Source organism: Streptomyces sp. NPDC093111 (assembly GCF_040683955.1).
In the GTDB taxonomy this organism is placed as follows: domain Bacteria; phylum Actinomycetota; class Actinomycetes; order Streptomycetales; family Streptomycetaceae; genus Streptomyces.
On sequence record NZ_JBFBNW010000006.1, the window covers coordinates 180,572 to 203,370 of the forward strand.

The 22,799-nt window shown below is 66.7% G+C and carries 14 protein-coding genes and 1 pseudogene; 7 read left to right on the forward strand and 8 right to left on the reverse strand.

Features of this window, described 5'->3' with window-relative positions; genetic code table 11:
- Positions 1-19: 19 nt before the first annotated feature.
- Positions 20-2,179 carry a DEAD/DEAH box helicase gene (locus AB0Q96_RS12250; RefSeq protein WP_179199660.1) on the forward strand — a complete coding sequence of 720 codons (2,160 nt, stop codon included), beginning with the start codon at positions 20-22 and terminating at the stop codon, positions 2,177-2,179.
- A gap of 349 nt (positions 2,180-2,528) precedes the next feature.
- Here AB0Q96_RS12250 and AB0Q96_RS12255 read toward each other — a convergent pair whose 3' ends face one another.
- Positions 2,529-3,167, reverse strand: coding sequence for a hypothetical protein (locus tag AB0Q96_RS12255; protein ID WP_365324363.1), 639 nt, complete (start codon positions 3,165-3,167; stop codon positions 2,529-2,531).
- Positions 3,164-4,579 carry an AAA family ATPase gene (locus tag AB0Q96_RS12260; RefSeq protein WP_086823273.1) on the reverse strand — a complete coding sequence of 472 codons (1,416 nt, stop codon included), beginning with the start codon at positions 4,577-4,579 and terminating at the stop codon, positions 3,164-3,166. Before AB0Q96_RS12260 ends, AB0Q96_RS12255 begins: the two co-directional genes overlap by 4 nt.
- Positions 4,580-4,839: 260 nt before the next feature.
- Between AB0Q96_RS12260 and pglX the strand changes: the two genes are divergently transcribed.
- Positions 4,840-8,430, forward strand: a complete 3,591-nt coding sequence (pglX, locus tag AB0Q96_RS12265; protein WP_365324365.1) for a BREX-2 system adenine-specific DNA-methyltransferase PglX — start codon at positions 4,840-4,842, stop codon at positions 8,428-8,430.
- 19 nt (positions 8,431-8,449) lie between these two features.
- Here the strand turns inward: pglX and AB0Q96_RS12270 are convergent.
- A pseudogene (locus AB0Q96_RS12270) lies at positions 8,450-8,752 on the reverse strand (hypothetical protein); the annotation flags it as partial.
- Between the two features lie 395 nt (positions 8,753-9,147).
- On the opposite strand from AB0Q96_RS12270, the gene AB0Q96_RS12275 reads away from it, so the two are divergent.
- Positions 9,148-10,689, forward strand: a complete 1,542-nt coding sequence (locus AB0Q96_RS12275) for a restriction endonuclease fold toxin-2 domain-containing protein (protein WP_365324367.1) — start codon at positions 9,148-9,150, stop codon at positions 10,687-10,689.
- 32 nt (positions 10,690-10,721) lie between these two features.
- On the forward strand, positions 10,722-11,168 hold the full coding sequence (locus tag AB0Q96_RS12280; RefSeq protein WP_086823268.1) for a hypothetical protein: 447 nt from the start codon (positions 10,722-10,724) through the stop codon (positions 11,166-11,168).
- A 321-nt stretch (positions 11,169-11,489) separates the two neighbouring features.
- On the opposite strand, the gene AB0Q96_RS12285 is transcribed toward AB0Q96_RS12280, so the two are convergent.
- Positions 11,490-11,873 carry an HAD hydrolase-like protein gene (locus AB0Q96_RS12285; protein ID WP_107484088.1) on the reverse strand — a complete coding sequence of 128 codons (384 nt, stop codon included), beginning with the start codon at positions 11,871-11,873 and terminating at the stop codon, positions 11,490-11,492.
- Positions 11,874-11,959: 86 nt separating this feature from the next.
- Here AB0Q96_RS12285 and AB0Q96_RS12290 point away from each other — a divergent pair, with 86 nt between their 5' ends.
- The 3 genes from AB0Q96_RS12290 to AB0Q96_RS12300 all read left to right on the forward strand — a co-directional run bounded on the left by AB0Q96_RS12290 (position 11,960) and on the right by AB0Q96_RS12300 (position 13,607).
- A complete protein-coding gene (locus tag AB0Q96_RS12290) occupies positions 11,960-12,433 on the forward strand; it encodes an NUDIX domain-containing protein (RefSeq protein ID WP_086823265.1) in 474 nt (157 codons plus the stop codon).
- 155 nt (positions 12,434-12,588) lie between these two features.
- Positions 12,589-13,002 (forward strand): GNAT family N-acetyltransferase, encoded by a 414-nt coding sequence (locus AB0Q96_RS12295; RefSeq protein WP_256961703.1) that lies wholly within the window; start codon positions 12,589-12,591, stop codon positions 13,000-13,002.
- Complete coding sequence (locus tag AB0Q96_RS12300) at positions 12,996-13,607, forward strand: amino acid transporter (protein WP_365324370.1); 612 nt, start codon at positions 12,996-12,998, stop codon at positions 13,605-13,607. Before AB0Q96_RS12295 ends, AB0Q96_RS12300 begins: the two co-directional genes overlap by 7 nt.
- 246 nt (positions 13,608-13,853) lie before the next feature.
- Here AB0Q96_RS12300 and AB0Q96_RS12305 read toward each other — a convergent pair whose 3' ends face one another.
- From AB0Q96_RS12305 to AB0Q96_RS12320, 4 genes are read right to left on the reverse strand one after another with little or no spacing between them, the layout of a single operon-like run.
- Positions 13,854-15,374, reverse strand: coding sequence for a TIGR02679 family protein (locus tag AB0Q96_RS12305; RefSeq protein WP_365324372.1), 1,521 nt, complete (start codon positions 15,372-15,374; stop codon positions 13,854-13,856).
- Positions 15,371-19,690: an SbcC/MukB-like Walker B domain-containing protein gene (locus tag AB0Q96_RS12310; protein WP_365324374.1), complete on the reverse strand. Its 4,320-nt coding sequence runs from the start codon at positions 19,688-19,690 to the stop codon at positions 15,371-15,373. The genes AB0Q96_RS12305 and AB0Q96_RS12310 overlap by 4 nt, the downstream gene beginning before the upstream one ends.
- Positions 19,687-21,108 carry a DUF2398 family protein gene (locus AB0Q96_RS12315; protein ID WP_365324375.1) on the reverse strand — a complete coding sequence of 474 codons (1,422 nt, stop codon included), beginning with the start codon at positions 21,106-21,108 and terminating at the stop codon, positions 19,687-19,689. Before AB0Q96_RS12315 ends, AB0Q96_RS12310 begins: the two co-directional genes overlap by 4 nt.
- The gene (locus AB0Q96_RS12320; RefSeq protein ID WP_365324377.1) at positions 21,108-22,676 is read right to left on the reverse strand and encodes a TIGR02677 family protein; all 1,569 of its coding nucleotides are present in this window, start codon (positions 22,674-22,676) and stop codon (positions 21,108-21,110) included. Before AB0Q96_RS12320 ends, AB0Q96_RS12315 begins: the two co-directional genes overlap by 1 nt.
- Positions 22,677-22,799: the final 123 nt, after the last annotated feature.

Genomic DNA, 22,799 nt, shown 5'->3' on the forward strand with positions numbered 1-22,799 from the left:
CAGCGCAGGAGCCATAGACGTGCAGGATCAGCCGCGCGCCACCGACCCAGTGGAACGCCTCGACCCGGTGGTCCTGCACCACATCGTCAACACGCTCGGGTGGCCGGATCTGCGCCCCCTGCAGAAGGCGGCCGTGCACCCGCTGATGGACGGCGAGGACGCGATCCTGCTCGCGCCGACCGCCGGCGGGAAGACGGAGGCCGCCACCTTCCCGATGTTGTCCGCAATGCGGGAAAAGCACTGGACCGGTACCTCCGTCCTCTACCTTGCCCCCCTGAAGGCACTCCTGAACAACCTGGTGCACCGGGTCGACAGCTACGCCCAGTGGCTGGGCCGCCGAGCCGCGCTCTGGCACGGCGACACCCCCGAGTCCGTACGCCGCCGCATCCGCACCGAGTCTCCCGACTTCCTGCTAACGACGCCCGAGTCCCTCGAAGCGATGCTCATCAGCGTCAAGACCGATCACACACACATGCTGGGCCGCGTACGCGCCGTCGTCGTCGATGAGGTGCACGCCTTCGCGGGGGACGACCGCGGCTGGCACCTGCTCGCCGTACTCGAACGCCTGGAGCGACTGACCGGCCAACGGATCCAGCGCATCGGCCTCTCCGCCACCGTCGGCAACCCCGACACCCTGCTCACCTGGCTCCAGGGCGCCAGCCCCGCCGACCGCCCCGGCCGAGTCGTCGCCCCCGGAGTGACCCTGCCGGCCAGCGCGACCGCAACAACCGACGCCGAAAATCTCCCGCGCCCCGCCGGCGAGGTGGAACTCGACTACGTCGGGTCCCTCGCCAACGCTGCCAAAGTGATCTCCGCCCTGCACAAGGGCGAAAAACGGCTCGTCTTCTGTGACTCGCGCAAGCAGGTGGAAGAGCTCGGCGCGGCACTACGAACACGCGATGTCACCGTGTTCCTCTCCCATGCCTCTCTCTCCACTGACGAACGCGCCCGCTCCGAGCAGGCATTCGCCGAAGCACGCGACTGTGTCATCGTCTCCACCTCAACCCTCGAGCTCGGTATCGACGTCGGCGACCTCGACCGCGTCATCCAGATCGACTCACCCAGCACGGTGGCCTCTTTCCTGCAACGCATCGGCCGTACCGGACGCCGCACCGGCACCTCCCGTAACTGCCTGTTCCTCGCCACCCGGCCCGACGCCCTCCTCCAAGCCGCCGGCCTCCTCACCCTGTGGTCCCGAGGCTGGGTCGAACCTGTCACCCCGCCCCCCTCGCCCCGCCATCTCGTTGCACAACAACTCCTTGCTGTCACCCTGCAGGAACACCGCCTTGGCGACCGCCTGTGGCCCGAACAATGGAACGGTCTGGCTCCCTTCGACCGCTCCGCCGCCCCCCTCCTGTCCCACCTCGTCGAAGGCGGATTCCTCGACAGCGACGGCGGCATGCTGTTCATCGGCACCGAAGCCGAGAAGCACTTCGGCCGTCGCCACTTCATGGAGCTGACCGCTTCCTTCACGGCACCACCCGAGTTCACCGTGCTTGCCGGACGCACGGAGATCGGGACCACCGACCCCACCGTTCTCACCGAGGAACGCCCAGGCCCGCGACGCCTGCTCTTGGCCGGCCGTAGCTGGCAGGTCACCTTCATTGACTGGGCTCGACGTCGCGCCTTCGTCGAACCCGTCGAAGACGGCGGCATCGCCAAATGGCAGGGAAGCGAAGCCCGCGGTCTCTCCTACGCCCTCACCCGCGCCATGCGCGACGTCCTCCTCGGCACCGACCCTGACGTCCGCCTCACGCGCCGCGCCACCGCCACCCTCGCCGAACTCCGCATGGACCGCGCACCCCACGAAGTACACCCAGCAGGCGCCTTGTTGATCCGCAACGCCGACGCTACCCGTTGGTGGACTTGGGCCGGCTATCGCGCCAATGCCACTCTCACGGCCTCCCTCGGCAACCTCGCCGACCCCGTTCAGCGCCCCACCGACACCCACGTCCGTCTCCGTCAGGACCTTAGGCTCGACGACTGGAACATCGCCCGCGCTGAACTCCCTAACTCCCTCACTTTTCCCACCGTCGACCCGCGCGCCGTCCGCGGCCTGAAATTCTCCGCGGCCCTTCCGCCTCGACTCGCCACGACCACGCTCGCCGAACGCCTCGCCGACTTCGAAAGCGCCCTTGCCGCCGCCCGCGAGGTCGTACGAGTGGATTGGAGCAGCTGAATACCCACCTTGGTCTGCCGACCTTCAGGCAGCAGCCGAAGCCTCCCTCATCAGGAACCGGCCGCTGACGGTCGCTCCAAAGTCAGGCAGCGCCGCACAGTCCTACGCAACGACGCGGGGTCTGGTGTGGGATGTTCCGGTGCCTGACTCGGGCGGGGACCATTGGCTGGGGACGCTGTGACAGCCCTCTGGGCTGGAAGCCGTCGAGAGTTCGCCGTCGTGTCGTTGGAGTGATCACCTCTACAGGCGACGTGGTCGCTCGGAATCGTGCAGGAGCGCGTCGAGTTGCTGGCCAAGAAATGTTGCAGGCACGCATAGGGGGGATCAAGCGTTCCCTGACGTCAGGCATTCAGCGGCTGCTACCCAGCGCGTCACGCAGATCGTCCGTGAAGGATTGCCAGGATGCGAGCTGTTTAACGGGCCCTGCACGGTCCAGCATCTGAAGGAGACGTGCACGGTTCGCGGAGAAGCGAGCTTGGAGTTTCTGCAGACCGCGACCCCTTTCCTCGCTGGCCGTGGCGATCGCTTGCTTGAGCACGGCCTTGGGATCTGACACCGACTCTACTCGTGCCGGTTTCGGAAGGTTGAGTGGCACCTTGCCGTTCGGGTTGCCTGCGACTTCGCGGATCGCAGCCTGATCGAGCAGCAGCCATGCCTCAAGCATCCGCACAGGGATCACGGGCACATGCGCCACGCCGGGGCTCACTGCGGCCACAGCTTCCGCGATTTCCGTACGTCGACGATCCGGGGGCCCGCTGTCAGAGTCGCGGTGGATGACCACGAGGTCGTACGCGTGGCCACTGTCACTAAGTTGCTGTGCGGCTCGTAGCTTGTCCTCGACCGTGCGACCGGGCTTCTTCGGCAGGCGGTCCAGCTCGGGAACCGTTACCAGGATTTCCCTGCCCATATCGGCTGCAATCGCCTCGATGTGAAACCGCAGGCCCGTGTCACTGGATCCCTCGCAGAGGTAGAGGGCACGCACGGTCATGAGGCGCTCTCCTGAAGGGTCAGCCGATCCTCCGGCGAGGACGTGAGGTACGCCAGGATGTCGGCCTTGGTGCCGTAGCCCTTTTCGGCGCCGGCGGCACGCCAAGTATCGGCCAGGGGACGCAGTCGCAAGCCGCGCGCGACCTTGCCGCTAATCCCCGGAACGGTGGTGGTATCGGCGATCAGCAAGTCCGCCGCGCCGACGAGTCGTACAACGCCTGGCGAGTGCGTGTTGATCAGAACTTGCCGGAAGGGATTGTCCTCGTCCACAGGTAGCGACGGATCGACCGCCAGATCGCGTACGAGTTCGACCATCGCGGAGAGGTTGGCTGGATGGATGCCGTTCTCCGGCTCTTCCATGCAGAGCAGGCCATGTGTCTGGGGGTCTTCCAGCAGGACGCACAGGGCAAGGAAACGCAGGGTCCCCTCTGACAGGCTGCGGGCTGGCAATACCATGCCGTCGATCTCGTGGAGTTTGATCGTCAGGAGTTCCCGTGTGTCGTCAGCATCGACGTGCAACGTCTTGACGTGCAGTCCCGACAGGTCCGACAGGCGCCCTGCGACCCGTGAATAGACACGTGCGGGGTCCTTTGGAGACTTCTCCCGGGCCACGCGGTCCAGGCTCCTCGGTAGGTGCAGGCCGTCGGGCTGCATCTCGCTGGGATCCGAATAGCGGTCGGAGGTGCGTAGTGCGGAGGGTTCGAGGGCCAGTCGGCGCCAAGACTGCATTTCCCGCCGGGCAGCCAGGATGGTCGGGTCGTCGTTCCTGTTGATCGTGGAGAGCATGGTCTGGGGCGCCCGGCTCGCCGGTGCCGGGCGCGGCTGGCCTCTACGGCCGGCATCGGCGTGAATGCTGATGACGGCGTCGCCCGTCTCGAGAGACGTGGAGATGTAGGGAGCGGTCGAGCGGCGTGCACGCACCACGGCCTTGCGAAAGTCTGTGGCGCGGTGTGGGAAGCGTAGATGTGCGGGAGCCTCACCAGGGCTGATCCGGCTGAGGTTCTCGTACCGCAGGGTCAGCCTGCCGCCCCGCTCACCGCGCTGCGGCGGCTGGTAGCCGAGGTGGAGCTCGTAGCGGAGGAACGTGGACGTCGGTTCGGCCAGTCGGCCGAAGTCGTCCTCCACCTCACCGGGGACGATCATCTCTGCAGCGAACGTCATCAGGTGCTCGCCGTCCGAGTAACCGTTCCAGAACAGGTCTCGCGCGTCACCGTGCAGCGTGCCGTGGGTTCCGCGGACTGTCTGGGCAGCCTCGATCATGGAGAGGTCGGCGAGCAGACTCAGGAAGTGGATCGCGTCGAAGACGTTCGACTTCCCGGTGCCGTTCTCTCCCGCGATGCAGGTGAAGGGACCGAACTCGACTCTGAGATCCAGAAGGTTCTTGAAGCCACTGACTTCGAGCCGTGTCAGCATGTGTCCCCTCGTTGGTCCGATCTCAGCGTGCCCCCTGAACCGCGCTACCTGGCTGTGTTACGGCCGGTCCGCATAGGAATGATAGTGCGTCAGGCAACGACAGGCGGATGCATCTGGTGCTGGCCGGCGACGAAACCGTGGCTTCGCCCGGAGAGCTGGCAGGATGTATCCGACGAGACAGTGGGTCGAGGACGTCGACGACGTACGGAGGAGAGGTCGCTGTGCCTCCGAGTGACGGAGCTGATACGGGGACGTCCTCAATGGACAGGGCCGCGTTTGTCGCTGACGTGCGGAAGCAGGTGCGGGCGCTGGAGGCGGACCTCCGCGAACGCAGCGAAGACGTCGACAGGTACCGTGGCGGCCTGCGAGCTATGTACGAACACGCGCGGGCATCCCGTCGCACTGCCGCCACGTATGGCGCCTGGCGGGACGAGCACATCACCCAGGCTGCCGTTGCGTGGGTGATGGGCACGGTGTTCGTGCGCTTCTGCGAAGACAACACCCTCATCGACCGGCCCTTCATCGCAGGGCCGGGCCAGCGATTGGTGGAGGCGGAGGAACGGCAGCACGTTTATCTTTCGGACCATCCTGGGGCCAACGCCCAGGACTGGCTGGCCGAGGCGTTCACGCACCTGGCCGAGTCACACGTAGCGATGGCCCGCATTTTCGACGGGGCGCGCAACGCCTTGTGGGCACTGCGTCCGTCGCCGCAGGGTGCTGCTAAATTGATTGCGTTCTGGAGAACTCGAGGCGAAGACGGATCCCTTCGGTTCGACTTTACTGATCCGGAACTCGGTACCCGTTTCCTCGGCGACCTGTATCAGGACATTAGTGAGACCGCGCGAAAGGCTTTCTCGCTAGTTCAGACGCCTGCCTTCATCGTGGATTTCGTCCTGGACCTCACGGTGGATCCAGCCATTGCGGAGTTCGGTCCCCAGGGGTTCCGCGGAATCGATCCAGCCTGTGGGTCGGGAGAGTTTCCGCTGGGACTCTTCGAGCGGCTTCTGAATGCCTGGCGTGCGGCGGCTCCCGGAACCCCGGATTCCGAGCTGATCCACCGGACCCTGGATTCTGTCCATGGCTGCGACATCAACCCGTTCGCCGTGAGTGTCACCCGGTTCAGACTGCTCATGGCCGCTGCGAGGGAAAGCGGTTGCAGGCTGCTGAGTGAGTTGCCGGGGCATGTGATCAACGTGGCGGTAGGTGACGCCCTGCTGGACGGGCGCGGCGCGCCAGGGGGTACCTCGCTGCACCTCCTCGAAGACTGGGAGGGGGACAGTGCTGGCACGGTTGAGGATGTCGACGAATTTTCGGAGACGTGTGACCTGCTAGGGCGGAATTCCTATCACGTCGTTATTTCGGAACCCCCCTTTATCGCGGTGCGGGACAAGGCAAGAAACGCGGCATACCGAGCAGCCTATGACGTGGCCTCAGGTGTGTTCCCGCTTTCGGTACTCTTCACGAAGTGCATGTTCCAGTTGGCGGTGAGAAAGACCAATGACGCTCCCGGCGGCTATGTCGGTCAGTACACGACCAGTTCGTTTGCCAATCGTGAGTTCGGTGAGAAGCTGATCGATGAGTTCCTTCCGAGTGTGGCGTTGACGCATGTCATCGATACCTCCGGCGTGTACGTACCTGGCCATGGGACCCCGACCCTGATTCTGGTCGGCCGGAATGCCCCGACCATGGGCGACACCCGTGTGCGGTCGGTCCTCGGCGTGCACGGTGAGCCGACGAAGCCAATGGATCCGGCTGAGGGGATCGTGTGGAAGTCGATCCTCGATCAGATCCACCGACCCGGCAGCACCTCTGAATGGGTGACCGTCGAGGACGAACCCCGGCAGCGCTTCTCCCGCTTCCCATGGACACTGAGTGGTGGTGGGAGTGCGGACCTCATGGACCTCATCTCACGCGCTCCCCGGCGATTGGCCGATGTCCTGGCCGACGGGGCTCGGGTTGTTGCGGACCTGGGACAGCCGGATGTCTTCTCTCTTGGGCGACCTTGGTTCCTTCGGCACCTGGACTCGGCCAGGCTGGCTCAAGGCATTGTCACTGCCGAGACCGTAGGGGACTGGCGCGCGGCAGTGTCGACGGACGTTCTGGCCCCGTATGGAGAAGACGGCACACTTCTGCCCCTGGATGTCAGTGCCGCATGGGGCCGGCACCTCTGGACGATGCGCCAGGTTCTTCGGTCGGCTCTCGGGGCACGTCAGTCTTCGAGATCCGGTGACGGGCCCTGGTGGGCATGGAGGTATCGGTCTCGCGATGCCGGTCAGGGGCCATTGATCACATTCGCAGCAGTAGCTACGCATAATCGCTTCGCCTTGGAACAGGGTGGACGGGTGTTCAGCAGGACCGCGCCCGCACTTCGACTGGCGCCTTCCGTAGCGCAGGGCGAATATATTGCGCTACTGGGAGTGCTCAATTCGTCGACGGTCTGCTTTTGGCTCAAGCAGACTGGATCCGCTATCGGCGCCGATGGGCCTGGAATCGCCCAGCCTGGTGAGGAATGGGCCCGGGCCTACCGCTTTGCCACGGCGTCCCTCTCTCGTCTTCCCCTGCCGGCCATTGTTCCATCAGATCGCGCGCGACAACTGAACGCATTGGCCCAGTTGCTGAATGCCCATGCGCCGAGCACGGTCTGTGCGGAGGGAAATCCACCCACCCGAAGCGCCTTGGACGTGGCCAGCGCCGCCTACAAAGCGACACAGCGTCAGATGATCACCCTTCAGGAGGAACTGGACTGGGAGGTCTATGGTTCCTACGGAGTCTTGTCTGCCGATGAGCGTGAACGCCTGACGATCTCCACCGATGTTGCACTGCCTTCGCTGCGGCTGGGGGAGCGGGCCTTCGAAATCGTGCTCGCACGCAGAATGCTCGCCGAGAAGGCTTCGGACTCGTGGTTCGTACGGCATGGTGCAACACCCATTACCGAGATCCCCCGGCACTGGCCGACTGCCTACAAGGACGTCGTCCAGGCAAGAATCGACGCCATCGAGACCCACCGGCAAATCGCTATCGTCGAGCGACCGGAGTACAAGCGACGGTGGTTGCAGGAATCATGGGAGAAGCAGGAGGAGCGAGCCCTCCGTAACTGGCTGCTCGATCGTTGTGAGGACGAGCAACTCTGGTTCGAGCGCAGGAACGGTGCCAAACACCCGTGTCCCCGCACCATCAATGAACTGGCGCAGCGTCTAGATGCCGATGCCGCAGTGCGTTCCGTGGCCGCGCTTTATGCGACTGACCATCTCGGGAGACGAGACTCGAGGCTCCGTGACGTGCTTGCGGCGATCCTGGCTGATGAGCACGTGCCCTATGCATCGGCTCTGAGGTACAAGGAATCTGGGCTGCGGAAACGTGCCGATTGGGAGCAGGTGTGGCGCCTCCAGCGCAGCGAGGATAGGACGGGAGAGTCATTGGGAATCCCCGTCCCGCCGAAGTTCAGAGCCGCCGACTTCCGCCAAGCTCACTACTGGCCTCTCCGCGGCAGCCTGGACATTCCCCGTGAACGCTTCGTGTCCTATCCCAGCGCTGCTGGCGCGCAGGGCAGCCTACTGTTCGGTTGGTCTGGCTGGAGCGATTCGGACCGTGTTCTTGTACTTCAAGACCTGGTCAATGCGCTCCAGCAACAGGGGCGCCCGAGGCCCCACGAAGTTGCTCCCCTGCTTGCCGGCATCCAGGAGCTGATCCCTTGGGTACGTCAATGGGAGACATTGACTGCGGCCGGTTCGGATGTCGGGCAGGCTGAGAGATACCAACGGGAGCTCGACGATCTATGCGCGGCCCACGGGCTCAGTGTCCAGGACTTGACCTCCTGGAGGCCACCGAAGGCTGCTTCAAGGGGCAAATGAACGTGCCACCGCGGGGTATTCACTTCCGTGGGCTGCCCGCCGGCCAGGGACAGATCGCGAAGGCCGGCCCAGATCCGCTCCGCAGCATCTCCATCCACGTAGACGATGTAGGAGCGAGGATCCGGCAGTTGGAGTCGGACTGCGGCGAGTACGGGTGGGCGGTCTGGGCGATCCGCTCCTCGCCTATTGGGATTCCCAGGTCGGCGGCGTGGAGTTGAGCGGTGGCCTGCACGTACGGCTTCCAGCGGCCGCTGGGTGGGGACCATGCCCAGGTCTGCCAGGGGCCGCCGTCGGTGCCGTTCGCCGGAAGCATGGCGGTGAAGGAGAGGGTGACGGGCGCTGCCTACTGTTTCCCGAACGGTCGACGGTGGCGCTGGTGGCGTGGCGTCGCAGCCAGATGCCCGTGGGAGTCACGCTCGGTCGGCAGGGGTCGCATCGTGATTCTGAATCTGAACCGGCTGAGCTTCGCAAGGCACACCAGACAACGTCGCTCTACCCCGCTGTCCATCCCACCTCACCTGTACGTGATCAGGTGAACCCCCGGTGTGCCCAGGCTTCCACATGCACCATCAGGTTGTCGCGCGGCGGCCATGGCCGCGCCTGTCTCCGATAGGAATCGGCCACAACCGCTCCTCGTGCCTCGAGCAGTGGATCTCCTCGCTTCGTCAGCATGTACGGTCCGTGGAACAGCCTGGTGGTCGAGGGCACGGGGGAGTCTTGAATCTTCAGCACAAGGCGGGGAACTACGTCAACGCTTCGTGGTCCATGGTGCGGCTGCGGGACTTGATCTACGACATGCTGGGCCTGCTGTTCACGGAGCTCAGCGCTCATGGCGGGATGGCGGGTGACGACAACGCCGGCCGGGCCTTCGCCGCCGTCTACAAGCCGGCCGTGAAGACCGTCTTCGATGCGGCCGGCCTCGCTCACCAGGTGATGGCGAACGGTGCGGGTGCCATGCTGAAGGCCACCGAGGACTTCCTCAAGCAGGAGAGCGCGATCGCCGCCTCCCTGCTCGGCCAGAGCGTGGGACCCGACATCGGGGCGCAGCCTTCGAGGCCGGACTGCAATCCGCGTGCCAGCCACAACGCCGAGGAGCTCCCCGAGGTCGTCGGCGAGACCAGTTGGACCGACCAGTACCTGCTCAGCTCGCGCTTCCACGGCCAGCGGGACAAGCTCCGCAAGACGGCCAACGCCTGGCGTTCGGCGGCGGGCATCCTGGACGACGCCTACTGGGACTCCGAAAGCGCCTGGCGTACCGCGACAGCGCAGCAGCTCGGCGAGACCGCCGCAGCCGTCCAGACCTTCTTCACTGTGTTCGTCGGCAAGACACCACCTCCCTCCGAGGTCGGCGAGGACGAGACCCTGATGGCGAACCTTCCGTCCGCCTGCCGGATGATCGCCCACGCCTGCGACGCGTACGCGGATCACATCGAAACGGCGCTGAAGAGGATCCCGGACGAGGAAAGCCCCCTCTTCGGCGAGCCACTCGCCATCTGGGAACGACCGCAGTTCGGTGGTGAGGGACACGACGGCGGGCTGCACGAGCTCGTCGCCGGCGACATGCGCATCGCGCGCCTGGGGAACATCGCGCCGGCGCTCGACAGCTCGCAGGCCAAGGTCCCCATGCCGCAGCCGGACGGAGGCGGCTTCCTACCCCTTCCGTCCCTGCCACCCTTCCTCGCTCCACTGATCCGGGTACCTCTCCTGGTCCCCGTGGGCTACCGGCCGCCGAACGGCCCTCGCGTACAGCCGATAGCCCCACCGACACCTCCAGACCCGCGCTTCCCGCCCCTCAGCGCCCCTGAGCAGCAGAACTTCCAGACATGGCTGAACTCTCTGCGCGCCGGAGACGTGTCCGGCGGGAAGCCCGCAGAGGTCGCCTACCAGAAGCGGGTCGCTGGATACCCCGAGTACGAGGTCCCCATCCCACCCGGCATCAGCCCCAACAGCACCCTGATGGTCGACGGCTTCCGGAACCGCGACGGCATGGCGATCGAGGCCAAGTACGTCAACAAGCCGAACAAGCCGTGCTACCGCTCACTCGACGAACTCCGCGCGAGCCACCAGACCGGCAAGAAGGACTTCCTGTACGACAAGGACCGCAAGGAACTCACGAAGTACAACGCCGCTCTCAACGACCCACGCAACAAGGAGATGCGGGGCGTGGAGACGGTCACCAACAACCCGGATTCCGTGGCCTACTGGCGCGTGATGATGGCGGCCTACGGCGTCAAGGGCTACGCCCGATACGTACCCTGACCAACGGCAGCACACGATGAGGGAGCGAGCGCGTGGACGCGTCCGAACTGGCCGAACTCCGCACCATGTACGTCTTCGGCCCCACCGAGGGTTCCACCTGGGGCCTGACCTACGAGGGGATCGAGGCCAAACTGCGCGAGCGGAAGACGGATACGTTCATCCGTATCGATGAGGGAGAACAGGGTCCCGTTCGTGGGTCCGTCATGCACTTCGGCATCATGCTCGGCGAGGAGGAGCTGGAGGGCATGGCCAAGCTGTCCCCGGAAGGCATCGCCATCGAGGACTGCACGGCCCATGCCGCAGCGGAGTTCGTCAAGTGGCTGTGGGACAGCGTCGTCCCGGACAGCAGCAGCATCACCTTCAACACCGAATGGGGCCTTGAGGCCGACCTGCCCGACGCGCTCGTCCCTCACGTCCCCCGCCCACGCCTCGTGGCCACCTTCCTCGCCCACCTCGAAGCCACCGGCGGGCTGGACTGACAGCGAGCATCCCCCTGGGGATCACGGCCACATGAAGACCTTTCGCGCCTCGGGCGAAGCGGCTGTTCGCGATGCCGGCCCAGTTGGTGCTCCGGTCATCCTGAGTAGCGCGCCCGGCTCGTTCGCCTAGGGAGTGCTGGCGAAGCGCCCCCAGCCCTCACCCAGCAGGTACATGCGGGCCGGCTTATCGCCCGAGCGGTCCTCCAGCTACGCCGGCAGAGGGCCGGGGGCGGATAGCGGGGAAGCGACCGCAGGCTTGCGCTTGTCGGTTAACCAACCGGCCGCTAGGGAAGGCCGTCCGCCTGGCACGCGCGAGCCTGGTCAGCTCGTCGCGGTGGCGGGTCGTCCTTGGCGAGATGGGGGGTGCGGGCATGGCGGAGGAGGCCCTTGGTGGGCTGGGGATGCCGGAGAGAGAAGGCCGTCAGTGCTCAGTGGCACTCGGTCGCGGCTGTGAGCCGGCGGAACGGGGGCTGTGGCACCAGGTGGCGAGCTCGGAGGGGTGTGGAGTACGAGGTCGGGGCCGGCGGTGGTCAGGTCGGCGATGTCGGCGTATCCGTAGCTGACGGCGATGGCCCGTAGGTCGGCGGCACGCGCGTGGCGTACGTCGCTGCCGGTGTCTCCGACGTATGCGGTTGCGCCGGCTGCAGCCCGACGGGAAGTTCGAGGAACACATCCGCACCGAAGCCCTGATCGCCACCCGCCCATGAGTCGATGGTGTTGGCGGCCGAATTCCGCCGCCGATTACGGAGGCGCCCTGTAGCGTGACCGGCCTTGACGATCGGAGGAGAGCCATGCCTGAGAAGACCACGGAGTCTGACCGTACGTACGCCGCTCACTACGCCGACGTTCACCTGATCGTCCGCCAGGGCGACGAGATCCTGATGGGGCGACGCCGCAGCCAGCCTGTGTTCCCTGGCATGTACCAGGTACCGGCCGGGCTGATGGAGGACCACGAGCCCGCCACGCTGGCAGCCGCCCGGGAGTTTACCGAGGAAACGGGCGCCGCCGCCGACCCCTCCGACGTGCGGTTCGTGCACCTGATGCACCACGTGTCCACGCACGCCGGGTCACGGCGGATCGCCTTCTTCTTCGAGGTCGTCCGCTGGCACGGCCAGATCGGGAACCCCGAGCCAGACAAGTGCGAGGGCTGGCAGTGGCACAAGCCCAGCAGCCTCCCCGCGCCTCTGCCTCCGTACCTCGCGGTCGCCCTGCGGCACATCGCCGACGGCGTCACGTACAGCGAATACGCTTGGCCCTCCGCATGAGTGCCGGCGACATGTGGATGCGGCCGGTGCGCAGTACCGGGTACCAGCCGAATATTGCCACACCTGCGTGAAAGGAAGAACGCATGCCGGTCCGGGAGTTAGCCCGTCGCGCCGTGGTTGCGGATGCGCCTGCGCTGGTCCGGCTGCGATGGATCATGTTCGGGTCGCCTGGTACAGAGCCCGCTCCGCGATGGGCGGCGGAGTGCACAACGGCATTCGCCCAGCGCCTTGACGACCCGCTGTTCGCCATCTTCGTCGTTGACACGGGGAGCGGCGGCCTGGCCGCGTGCGCCGCTGGAACCTGCACTCCTCGACTCCCCAGCCCGGGGAACAGTGCCCCCTATGTCGGGCACATCGGGTCAGTGGCCACCGACCCGGCGCACCGCCGTCATGGGTACGGCTGGGCCTGCGTTACGGCCGCGCGTGATTGGCTAGCCGGGCAGGGCTGCACAGTCATCGATCTGTACGCCTCGGCGGCCGGCCGCCCTCTGTACGAGACGATGGGCTTCGTTGTCCGGCCTGATGTCGCGATGATCTGGCGCGCACCGAGCGCGAGCAGTGAATGGTGACTGGTCAGGGCCTCGGGCAGAGCTGGCAGCCAGCACCGCTGAGTGAGGTCGCCGCGCTGTTCTCGAAGACGGCTGCCCCGTGGTGGATCGCGGGCGGTCATGCCATCGAGCTCGCCACGGGCCGGTCGTTCCGCGAGCATCACGACATCGACGTCCTCGTGCTGCGCCGAGACCAGCTTGCCGTTCAGGAGGTACTCGTCGGGTGGCAGTGGTGGGCTGCTGACCCGCCTGGGAACCTACGGCCGTGGCGGCCTGGCGAGCTCCTGCCGGTTGGTGTGCATGACGTCTGGTGCCGTCCCACCGCGCCGGCGCCGTGGCGGATTCAAGTGATGCTCGACGAGGCCGAGGGCGACGAGTGGGTGTCGAGGCGGGACCGCTATGTGCGGTGCGACCTCACGGACCTGGGGGCAGTCTCCGCGGCCGGCATCCCCTACCTGCGGCCGGAGATTCAGCTCTACTACAAGGCGAAGCAGCCGCGGCCCAGGGACGCGGTCGACTTCGCCGCGGTGCTGCCGATCCTCGACACCGGACAGCGGGAATGGCTCGTGCAGGCGATCGGCAGCACGTACGGGCCGCACCCGTGGATCGAGCAGCTCGGGGAGTAGCGTCGGAACCGGACAGTCAGCGTGCCTTGACGGGGACGCGAAGCGCTGTGTGAACGGCGGGGCGAGGTACCCCCGTTGGGGGCGTTACCTAGTCAGGAAACCGTCCCACGTACGCCTCTGCCCATCGGGGTTTCGGCGTGGGCAAACGTGCGCAGGGCGGTTGCCGCGAAGGGCATAGCGGTGGTGTAGACCGCTGCGGGCACGGGTGTCCCCTGCCAGGCTGGCGATCTGGGGGAGTTCAAGCGGTCATTGCTCCGGGTCGGGGATACTGGTGCGTCGGTGATCTGCCTGGGTGACCTCGTTGTCGCGCAACGCGCCATAGGGTGATCGCGATGTCTGGTTGTGACTGCGCTCGCCTACCTGTCCGGGACCCGCGCGACCTCCGCAGCAGACTTCCAGGTCTCCGTCACTATCCCTTCTCGGCGGAACTACGTCTCGTACGGGCGCCTCTTCCCCATCATGACGCTCAACTTCTGCTCTGGTCGTAACTTCACGCCCAGGGGGAATGCGACCAGCCGGAATCTTCCAATCCGCTAGCAGGGCGTCAGCGACGGCCTCTTCGTAGACGGCGCGGTTTTCCCGTTCCATGGCCTCGGCGAGCTCTGGCTCCCAGGCGGTGGCCTGGGCTTTGCCGCTCAGCTGGACGTGATCGCTGTCGGTACGCACCGCGCTGAGGTAGTCCTCAGTGCTCATTCGCCAAGGTTCGGCCTGGTAGCGGGTTCGGAGCTGGTTGGTCATATCGATGCCCGGCCAGTCGAAGTCGCCGTGGTAGCACAAGGTGCCGCCAGCTTCGACGATCAGTTGCGCCAGCCGGTGAAACGCGGTCGAGGGGCGCCCCTCGGTGCAGATCAGCGGCGGACTGCTGGCACCGAGCTCACCGGCGGCACGACGGAGCACGGCCGGGTTCTCGCAGACGTACACCGTGTGCAGGTTCACGGTGATCGGCAGGGTGATGAGCTGGTGGAGGGTGATGTGGAAGGGAGTGCCGTAGCGGGCGGCGTCGGTGAGCCACTGGCCCAGCCCCTGGCCGGTCCCGGGGAGGTTGAGGACGAGGACACGGCTGGCCAAGTCGTCGACGATGACGTCGAAGGCGTCCCACAACTCACGCCGAGGCTCGGCCCCTGATCCGAGTGGGACTCCGCGTGCCATGGCCAAGGCCCGCAGGACCAGTGTCGGCAGAGAGCCGCGGCCGGGATTGAGGGCCTTGGTGTCTCCTGTGGCGGCGTCGGCCAAGGCGGGCAGCATGATCGGTGGAGCGTCGCTTGGCCGGCTGTAGAGGTGTTCCAGGACGCGGACGGCCTGGCTGAAGAGGTGAGTGCCCTTCTTGTTGATCAGCCCGGTGACGGTGCCGTCGGACGCAAGGTCGGCCAGCCATTCCCGGTACCAGGCGTGCTCGGCGTGCAGCGGGCTGGCCTCGCCCTCAGCGAGGATCCTCTGCCGGGCCTGATCGAGTGCGGCCCGCTCATCGGCCCGAAAGCGTAGCCCGGGGCCGATCCGCTCTAGGACATCGCGGAGCGACATGCCCGTGATGTTGCGGACGCTTTCCTCCAGCACGGAGAGGGGGATGGTGATGCGTTGGACGTCGGGCGACCGGTACGTACCGGTGATGCCGATGATGGCGTTACGTTCGGCCGTGGTCGGGTTGCCCAGGCCGATGGAGCCCTTGACCTCGCCGCCGTTGCGCTCGAGCGAGCGCCGGGCAGCAGCCAGGAGCCGGCGGAACTCGGGAGCCCGGTAGCGCTCGTATGCTTCTGTCGACCCCGTCATTCTGTCTCCTCGACCTTGTCGTTCGTCGGCTCGTCCTCGGGGATGTCCGCGAGCAGTCCTGCCCCCGCGGGAACGTGCCGGCGGGGCGTGAAGCCAAGGAGTTCGGCGGCGAGATCGTCGGATCCGGGGTACTCGAGGTCGTCGAGGATCTGTTCGCCGTCCCAGACCAGCAGCATGGCGGAGACGGTGTGGGACGCCTCGTCGTGCTTCATGTCGTAGTGCGAGATCTGCGGCACGTCAGGGTAGGTGATCCACAGGTCGTAGCCCGTCATGAAGAGGTCGAGGTCGAACTTGGCTGTGAGGGCGAGCAGGTCGGGGCGGTACTTCTCGTCGATGCCGGCGAAAGCCTCGTCAAGGGCGATCAGCCGCGGGCACGTGGGGTAGGCGGAGCTGTACTGCGCGTGGGCGGCTGCGAAGAGCGGAAGGTGGATGGAGGCGGACTTCTCGCCACCGGACATCACGCTGTGCTTGGCCTTGGTGAGCAGTTCTCCCTTCTTCCGCTCCTCTTCGCTCATGCCCGGCCGGAACAGCCGGAGTTCGAACTTGCGCCAGGCGCGATAGTCCAGGACCTCCGCGATCACCTGCTGGTAGCTCCTCTTCTTGTCGGCAGCAGCCCTCGCGCGGATCTGGCTGCGCAGGTGGGAGCGGAGCTCGGCCAGTCCGGCCGGTCCGAGACCGGAGGCGTCCTTGTCGAGCAGTTTGTTGACGGCCTGCTGGGAGTCGGTGAGCGCGTCGGAGGTGATCCAGTTGATGCCCACGGTGGTACCGGAGGACATCGGCTTGGAACGGGTGTCGGCATCCATGCTCTTGACCAGGTCGCGGGCGGCGACGGTGCGATCGTGGATCTGCTCGGCCAGCCCGGTCAGGAGGCCGTCCTCCAGAACGGTCCGTTCCCTGTCTTCCAGCAGCACGCTCTGATCGGCGAGCTGTTCGGCCAGGCGACGGGCGAAGTCCGCTACGGGGGCGGGGCCTTCACTGTCGGTGACCCGGGCCAGGATGATGTCACCGGCCGACTCCCACTCGAAGAGGTAGCCCTGATCGGACTCCAGCAGGGCTGCCTCCAGCGCGGTGATAGCGCTAGAGATCTTGGATGTCACGGTCTTCAGGAGGCTCGCGGTGATTGGCCGGCCCTGGGTCGCCTCATCGAGCGTGTTGACCAAGGAAGCGACGGATGCGGGGACGACGCTCTGGGCGGCTTCGATGCCCGTGAGGGGAATGCCGGGCGAGGTCAGGCTGTCCATGAGGGCCTGGACTGCCTGCTCGGGGCTCGGCCACATGTCGTGGGGCAGCCAGATGGTCTCGGCGTTCGCTTCGAGGAGGCCGAGAAGGTCGGGTCGGGCATATGGCTCCAGCGTGAGCGTGGTGCGCACCTGCTCCGCCACGGCCGTGGCGAGTGCTGTACGGCCGAACTCCAGGGCGTGATCAGCCTTCAGAAGCCGGTCTCGATGCTCTTCCGCGTCCTTCTTCGCACGGTCGTACGTCTTCTGCGCCGTGGTGAGCTGCTCCTCCGCGTCCGCGATCTGCTGCAGAATCTCCTGCAGAGGAGCTTCGAGCGTCGCTTCCTGAGTGCGCAGACGTTCCTCCTGAAGGGCGAACTCATCCTTACGCGCCTGTAGTGCCTCAGCCTGCTCTGAGCAGGACTCGGTCTGCGCTTCGATGATCTCCTTGCGGCCGGCGATGTCGCGCTCGGCCGCATCGGCTTGCTCACGGCAGGTGGAGAGCGCCTTGCCGGCGTCGGAGAGGTCGTCGATGGCCTGCGCGACGTTGTCCAGTTCCTCACGACGGGTGGGCAGCCGTGCGGCCGTGGCAGCATGCCGAAGCTGCCGGTTCTTCTCGTGGGCTCGCGCAATCGCTCCGTCGAGCCGCTTGCGGGCTTCGGTGAGGCGGCGGCGTGCGCCGGCGGCCTTCTCCGCCACCACCGCCACCTGACCCACTGCCTGGATGATCGGTTGGGTGCGCGGGAGCTCATGCCGGGCGCGGTCGAAGTCGTCGAATGCTTCCTGTGCGTACCTCTGCTGCTCTTCGATGCCGGCGAGCTGAGCTTCCAGGACGGCGATGGATTCTTCGAGCAGGCGCAGCCGCTCGCGCCGGCGGGCGGCTCGTGCGGTGGCCCCGATGTACTCCGGCTGATCCTTGGGATGCGCACCGACCTGGATGCCGAGGCAGAAGTGCGAGCTGGTCGTGACCGCAGGAGCGCGCAGCGCGCCGTCCGGCGCAGGGGCGTCGTCCGTTACGGCGATGGACGCCAGGACAGCCTGTACGGCTGCGGCGGTGACGAGCTGCTGATCTTCGACGACCAGTACGTCGGCCAGGGTGCGTCCGGTCGGCCGCTGGTCGGGAGGCAGCGGGCGCAGATAGGCGTCGGCGACCTTGTCGTGCAGTGCCCGGTCGGTCAGCGCAAGGTCAGGGTGCAGCCAGGCGGTGAGCAGGCCGGCCGCGTACAGGGCGCCCTCCACCGCAGCCGCATGATCGTTGGGAACGCCCTCGGCGAACCGCACAAGCTGCCAGAACGGCGCACCGGGCCGCGCATCGCGGCTGGCGGGACGCAAGTCACTGGGCGGGGGCGCGTCGTCGCCTTCCGCTGCCACGGTGTCGCGCTCTGTCCGCCTGGCTCGCAGGGCGCCCGCGATGTCGCCGTACTCCCGCTTCAAGGTCTCGACGCGCGTCAGAGCACTGGTGCGGCGCTGGTCGGTGAGGGAACGAAACTCCTCCGGCAGCGGGGCTGCTTCGGGTTCCCCCACCGCGGCGATGGCGGCACGCAGCACGTCACCGTCGGCGGCGACCAAGACCGCGGTGTCGGCACTGCCGCTCCAGCGGCTGATGAATTCCTCCAGCTCCTCGTCGGCCGTGGCGCGGACGATCTCGAGCTTCTCAGCTGCGGCGGCGGATTGCCGCTCGGTCTCGGTCAGCTCACCGCTCGCCGCGTCAGCGTGCTCCTGCTCGCGCTCCTGGTCCTTCGCGGCGTTCTCGGACGCGCTGAGGTGGGCGCGTACGTCCTCCACTTCGCTGCGGCGCGCGGCAACCCGGCCCGCCACGTCCGTGTCCAGATCGGCGCCGAGATCCAGTGTGTCGTTGTCGTGCAGGATGCCGCAGCGGCGCGCCGCGTCCATGAGACTGTGGGTGTGCCGGGCAGCGTCCTTGCGCAGCTCATCGTGTCTCAGGAGAGCGCGCTCAGCCTCCCCTTTGAGGGTGGCCAGGCCCTCCTGGGCCCGGCTGAGGTGGCGGCCGCTCTCGGCGATGCCCTGGCGCTCGTTGCGCACGCGATCGCGCAGCTCCTTGAGACCGTCCTGCTGCTTGATGGCGTCGTGGTTCTTGTACTCGGCCAGGCTCGCGCTGAGCTTTTTGCACCGTCGTTCGGCGGTATCCCGCTCGTCCTGTGAGGAGGCCAGCTGCCGCTCGGCGGTGCGGCGGTCCTCCGCCGCCTCCATGATCGTCTCGCACTGCGCGGCTGTGTCCTGAATGCGTCCGGTGACATGGTCCACGCGGTCACGGGCATGGGTGCGCAGATAACTGGAGTATTCACGCAAGAAGGTCCGGACCGCGGTGTCCGCCCCAGTCAGGGCATTGAGGAGCGCTTGGATCTCGGCGAGGTTCTCGAAATCGCGGGCGGACTGCAGGATCAGGTCCTCGTCGACGGGGCGCAGGCCGGCGGTGAGGGTGTCGGACACCTTGACCGGGTCGAGGTCCTTGGCCAGGAGAGGGCGCCGGAGCTGGAGCAGAAGGTTGACCAGCTGGTTGTAGCGCTCGCGGCCCAGCCCGAACAGCCGGTCGTCGATCGCCTCCCGGTACGCCTCCGCCGTAGCGTAGGTGGCTCCTTCACCCAGGAGCTTCTTCAGGGCGTTCTCCCGCAGCGGGCGCGAGGCGGCGTCCAGCAGGCCGAAGTCGATGCCGACTCGGCCGTCGGTGACGAAGAAGAAGCGGGCCGGCGTGGACATCGGCTTGGTCACCCGCATGCCGATCCCTACGGTGACGGCTTCGATGACCTCACCGTCGGGTGCGGTGCGGGCGAACTCCATCCACACATAGCCGTATGCGGACTCCTGCCCTTTGTAGAGCAGGTTCGACTTCATGGTGCGCTCCTCGCCGCTGAACGGATCGAGACGCCTCGCGTCGAGGACACCGTCCAGGACCAGGGGGAAGAGAACCTCCAGGGCCTTGGTCTTGCCGGAACCGTTGTGCCCGCGCAGGACCAGGCGTCCGTCGGCGAAGACGAACTCCTCGTCGGTGTAGTCCCATAGGCCGATCACTCCGGCGCGGGTGGGCTTGAAGCGGACCTCCGACTGGTCAGCGGTGCGGGAGTGAGGGATGAGCGTCATCGAGAGGTTTCCTCAGTGGGGAAGTCAAGAGCGAACTGGCCGTCGTGCGTGGGGCGCGGTAGGACGGCGGTGATATTGCGGTAGCGGCCGGCCGCGGGCCGGATCAGAATCCCGCCGGGGACGATGTGGACCAGGCGCAGGTCCGCCAGGAGCGCGACCGCCTCCGCCAGTAGCCCGCCGGGATCGGCCTGCCACTTGTTGGTGAAGGACGAGGGGCCGAACTCCGCATAGAGCTCGGTGATCATCTGCTCCAGCGTGCCGTGTTCCACGAAGGGCAAGCTCGTCTGCCCCTCATGCTCCGGGGCGTCCGGATCGGCCTCGGCCGCATGCTCGCCAGCGTCCGCGTGCGGGTCGTGCGCCAAGGCTTCGAGCGTGCCCGCCTGCGGCAGGGCCATATCGATGCGGCTGAGCAGGTCCGCGTGTTCCTCACCTGGATCGGTGGGCAGGAGGTACTGAAGGCTGCTGGCCCGGTGCGGGTCTTCCCGCAGGTCCGCGATCTTCGCGAGCATCAGCCCGGCAGTCCGGTTGACGGCTCCGCCGCGGCCGGGGAACCGCTTGTCCGTAAAGTGCCCTGTGGTGTCGACGAGCATGATCCCCTCGGCCCGGCGCTCGACAGGCAACCCGGTCAGCCGTGCGATGTCCTCGGCCAGGGTGGGCTGGCGCAGCGCTGTCGCGGTCTCCGCGTCGGTGTCGCTGAAGTAGACCACCGGGTACTCGATCAGCAGCCGTCGGGCTCGCTGGGCAGCAAAGCGCCGACGGGGGTCGCGCCCGGTGCCGGCGGTCGGAGTGTCCAACAGCCCAGCAGCGCTGACCAGGTGCTGCAGCGGTTTGTTCGGCCGGAAAAGCGCCGCGCAGGTGTCGTGGTCGATGTCGAACAACGCGTCCCCGCGGTCGTGGTCACGGGCCCAGTCCTCCATGGAGCCATCGGAGATCCGCAGGGCACCCCGGTCGACGAGCCAATCCATCACGTCAACGACTGCGTCCTTGTGGCCTGGTGCGGTCGCATCGAAGCCCAGGTGCTCGATCGCGTTCGCGGACGGCGTGAGCAGTTTGACGAGATCGGCGAGGTTGATCTCGATGCGTGACCGGTGCAGGCAGGCCAGGATCAGGCAGAGGTAGGCCAGCCGCCGCCGGTCGAACGGTCGCTTGCTCTTCACCGTGAGGAACGCCTGGCCGGCGTCGAAGGCGTCCAGCCGCCGCAGCAGCCGTGCGTGACGGGCGCTTGTCTGCAAGGAGTAGCCGAACAGGTCACGGAAGTCCTTGGCCAGTTCGTCAGCCCATTGCAGCACCAGTGCAAGCGCCTTGGCCCGGGGATAGCTCTCGGTGACGACGCCGTGCAGCAGCATGAGCCGCGCCGCTTGCTGGTACGAGCCAAGGTCTGCGGTCTCCACGGAGGCGGCTACGCGATGGGCGGGCATCAGGACTTCTCCGTTCGGCGTCGGCGCATCGCACCATGGGGCTTGATCTCCAGAGCGAAGCCAGGCAGGTGCAGCGTGCCGGTCTCGGTCCGCAGCTGGCTGCCGCGCTCGTTCGGGACCAGGCGTAGCGTCAGGACGTCGCTGCTGCCGGTGCCGGAACGTAGTCGGCCCGCGACGACCGTTCGCACCTGCAGGGCACGGGTCAGCAGCTTGAGCACGGCGCGGGTCTCCGCCTCGTTCAGCACCCGGTCATGCGGCCCATGGTCCAGAAGATCCTTCGCGGCCTCCCGGTCCGCGGCCCGATCCGCCAACTGCTGCTCACGCAGCCGGGCATGGGCGCCACGGCGCGTGCGGACCGGCTGCGGGCCACCCGGTGCCGGCCGCTTGCCATGCCGGAACAGGCTGATGCTGACCTCCACGCCAGGCGCATCCCACCACGTCGTCCGCGGCGAGATCTGGTCATCGTCGTCGTGGGCACCCGACAGATGACGTACCGAGCGCAGGTCGAAAGCGGCGGACACGAGGGCGTTCGCAGCCTGCTCATCCGGCGCAGCCGCTGCCCACGCGGCAAGATGCCGGAGCTGGGTGGTCCGGCTCACCCCTCCTCGACGTGACTCCGTCACCTGCCGCAGCAGGGCGATGACCCCCGAAATAGCCGTGCGCGTCGCACCTTGCAGATGAGCGGCCTTGGTCTCCACAGGGCCGTCCGCCAAGAACCACTGGCGCAGCCCCATCCACCGCCGCCGCCAGTCCTCAAGCCGCGCGGCCGGCCGCATCATGGGCCGCTCATCCACTGCGGCGGCCCGCTCCAGCAGGGTCTCCACCCCGCTGTCTTCCACCTCGTACACGGCCTCGGCCAGCCGTGGCGCGTAGCGCTCCAGTTCCGCTGTGAACTCACTCATGTGCGCCAGTAGCGCATGCTTGTAGCGCAGGAACGTCTCGGGAGAGACATCCGTCGTGCGCGCGACGTCGTTCAGGGTCAGATAGAAACGCGCCGCCCGCTGAGTCATGTCCTCCAGTACGCTGTCGAGGCGTGCGAGCTTGCGGTACACCTCGTCTCGGTCGCCCTCCCGGTTCGCTGCTGCCAGCGCCTTGAAGTCCGCCAGGATGTCCGCGAAGACCAGCCGCGACAGGTTCGCGTCCTGCACGCGGGAGCCGATGACCTCCTCCACCGCGCGGTAGACGCGGTAGCCGATCTCCGTGAACTGGTAGACCGACTGCCGGTTCCGGTACGCAGCAAGATTGCCGCACCGCAAGGGATCTTCCACTCGGTAGAGGACCTGCTCGTCGTCCGAGGAGAGGTTGTCGAGCATGCCCCGCAGATTCAGGTCCGCGGCGGACGGTACTTCGTCGTGCTCCGTGGCGAGCTCCTTCAGCGCGTTCGCTACGTCGTCAGGGTGAACCTGCAACTGGTGCACGGCCCGCAGCACGTTCATCGCCCGCAGCACCCACAGATAGGCGACCGGATCATCGCGCTGCGTGAAGTTGAACAGTCGCAGGCGGTCGCTCACCGTCAATGAATCAAGATCGAATGACTCGGAGACTCCAGAGTCATCACGCTGGAACACTTACGCCGCCCCTCGTTTCGCCACGCATTGCGCATACCCTGACAGACACCACTGACAATCGAGGTCGGACGAGAAGCATCTTCCGCCCTCTTCAGCGCTCTCGGCAGAATCGGATGGCCTCGC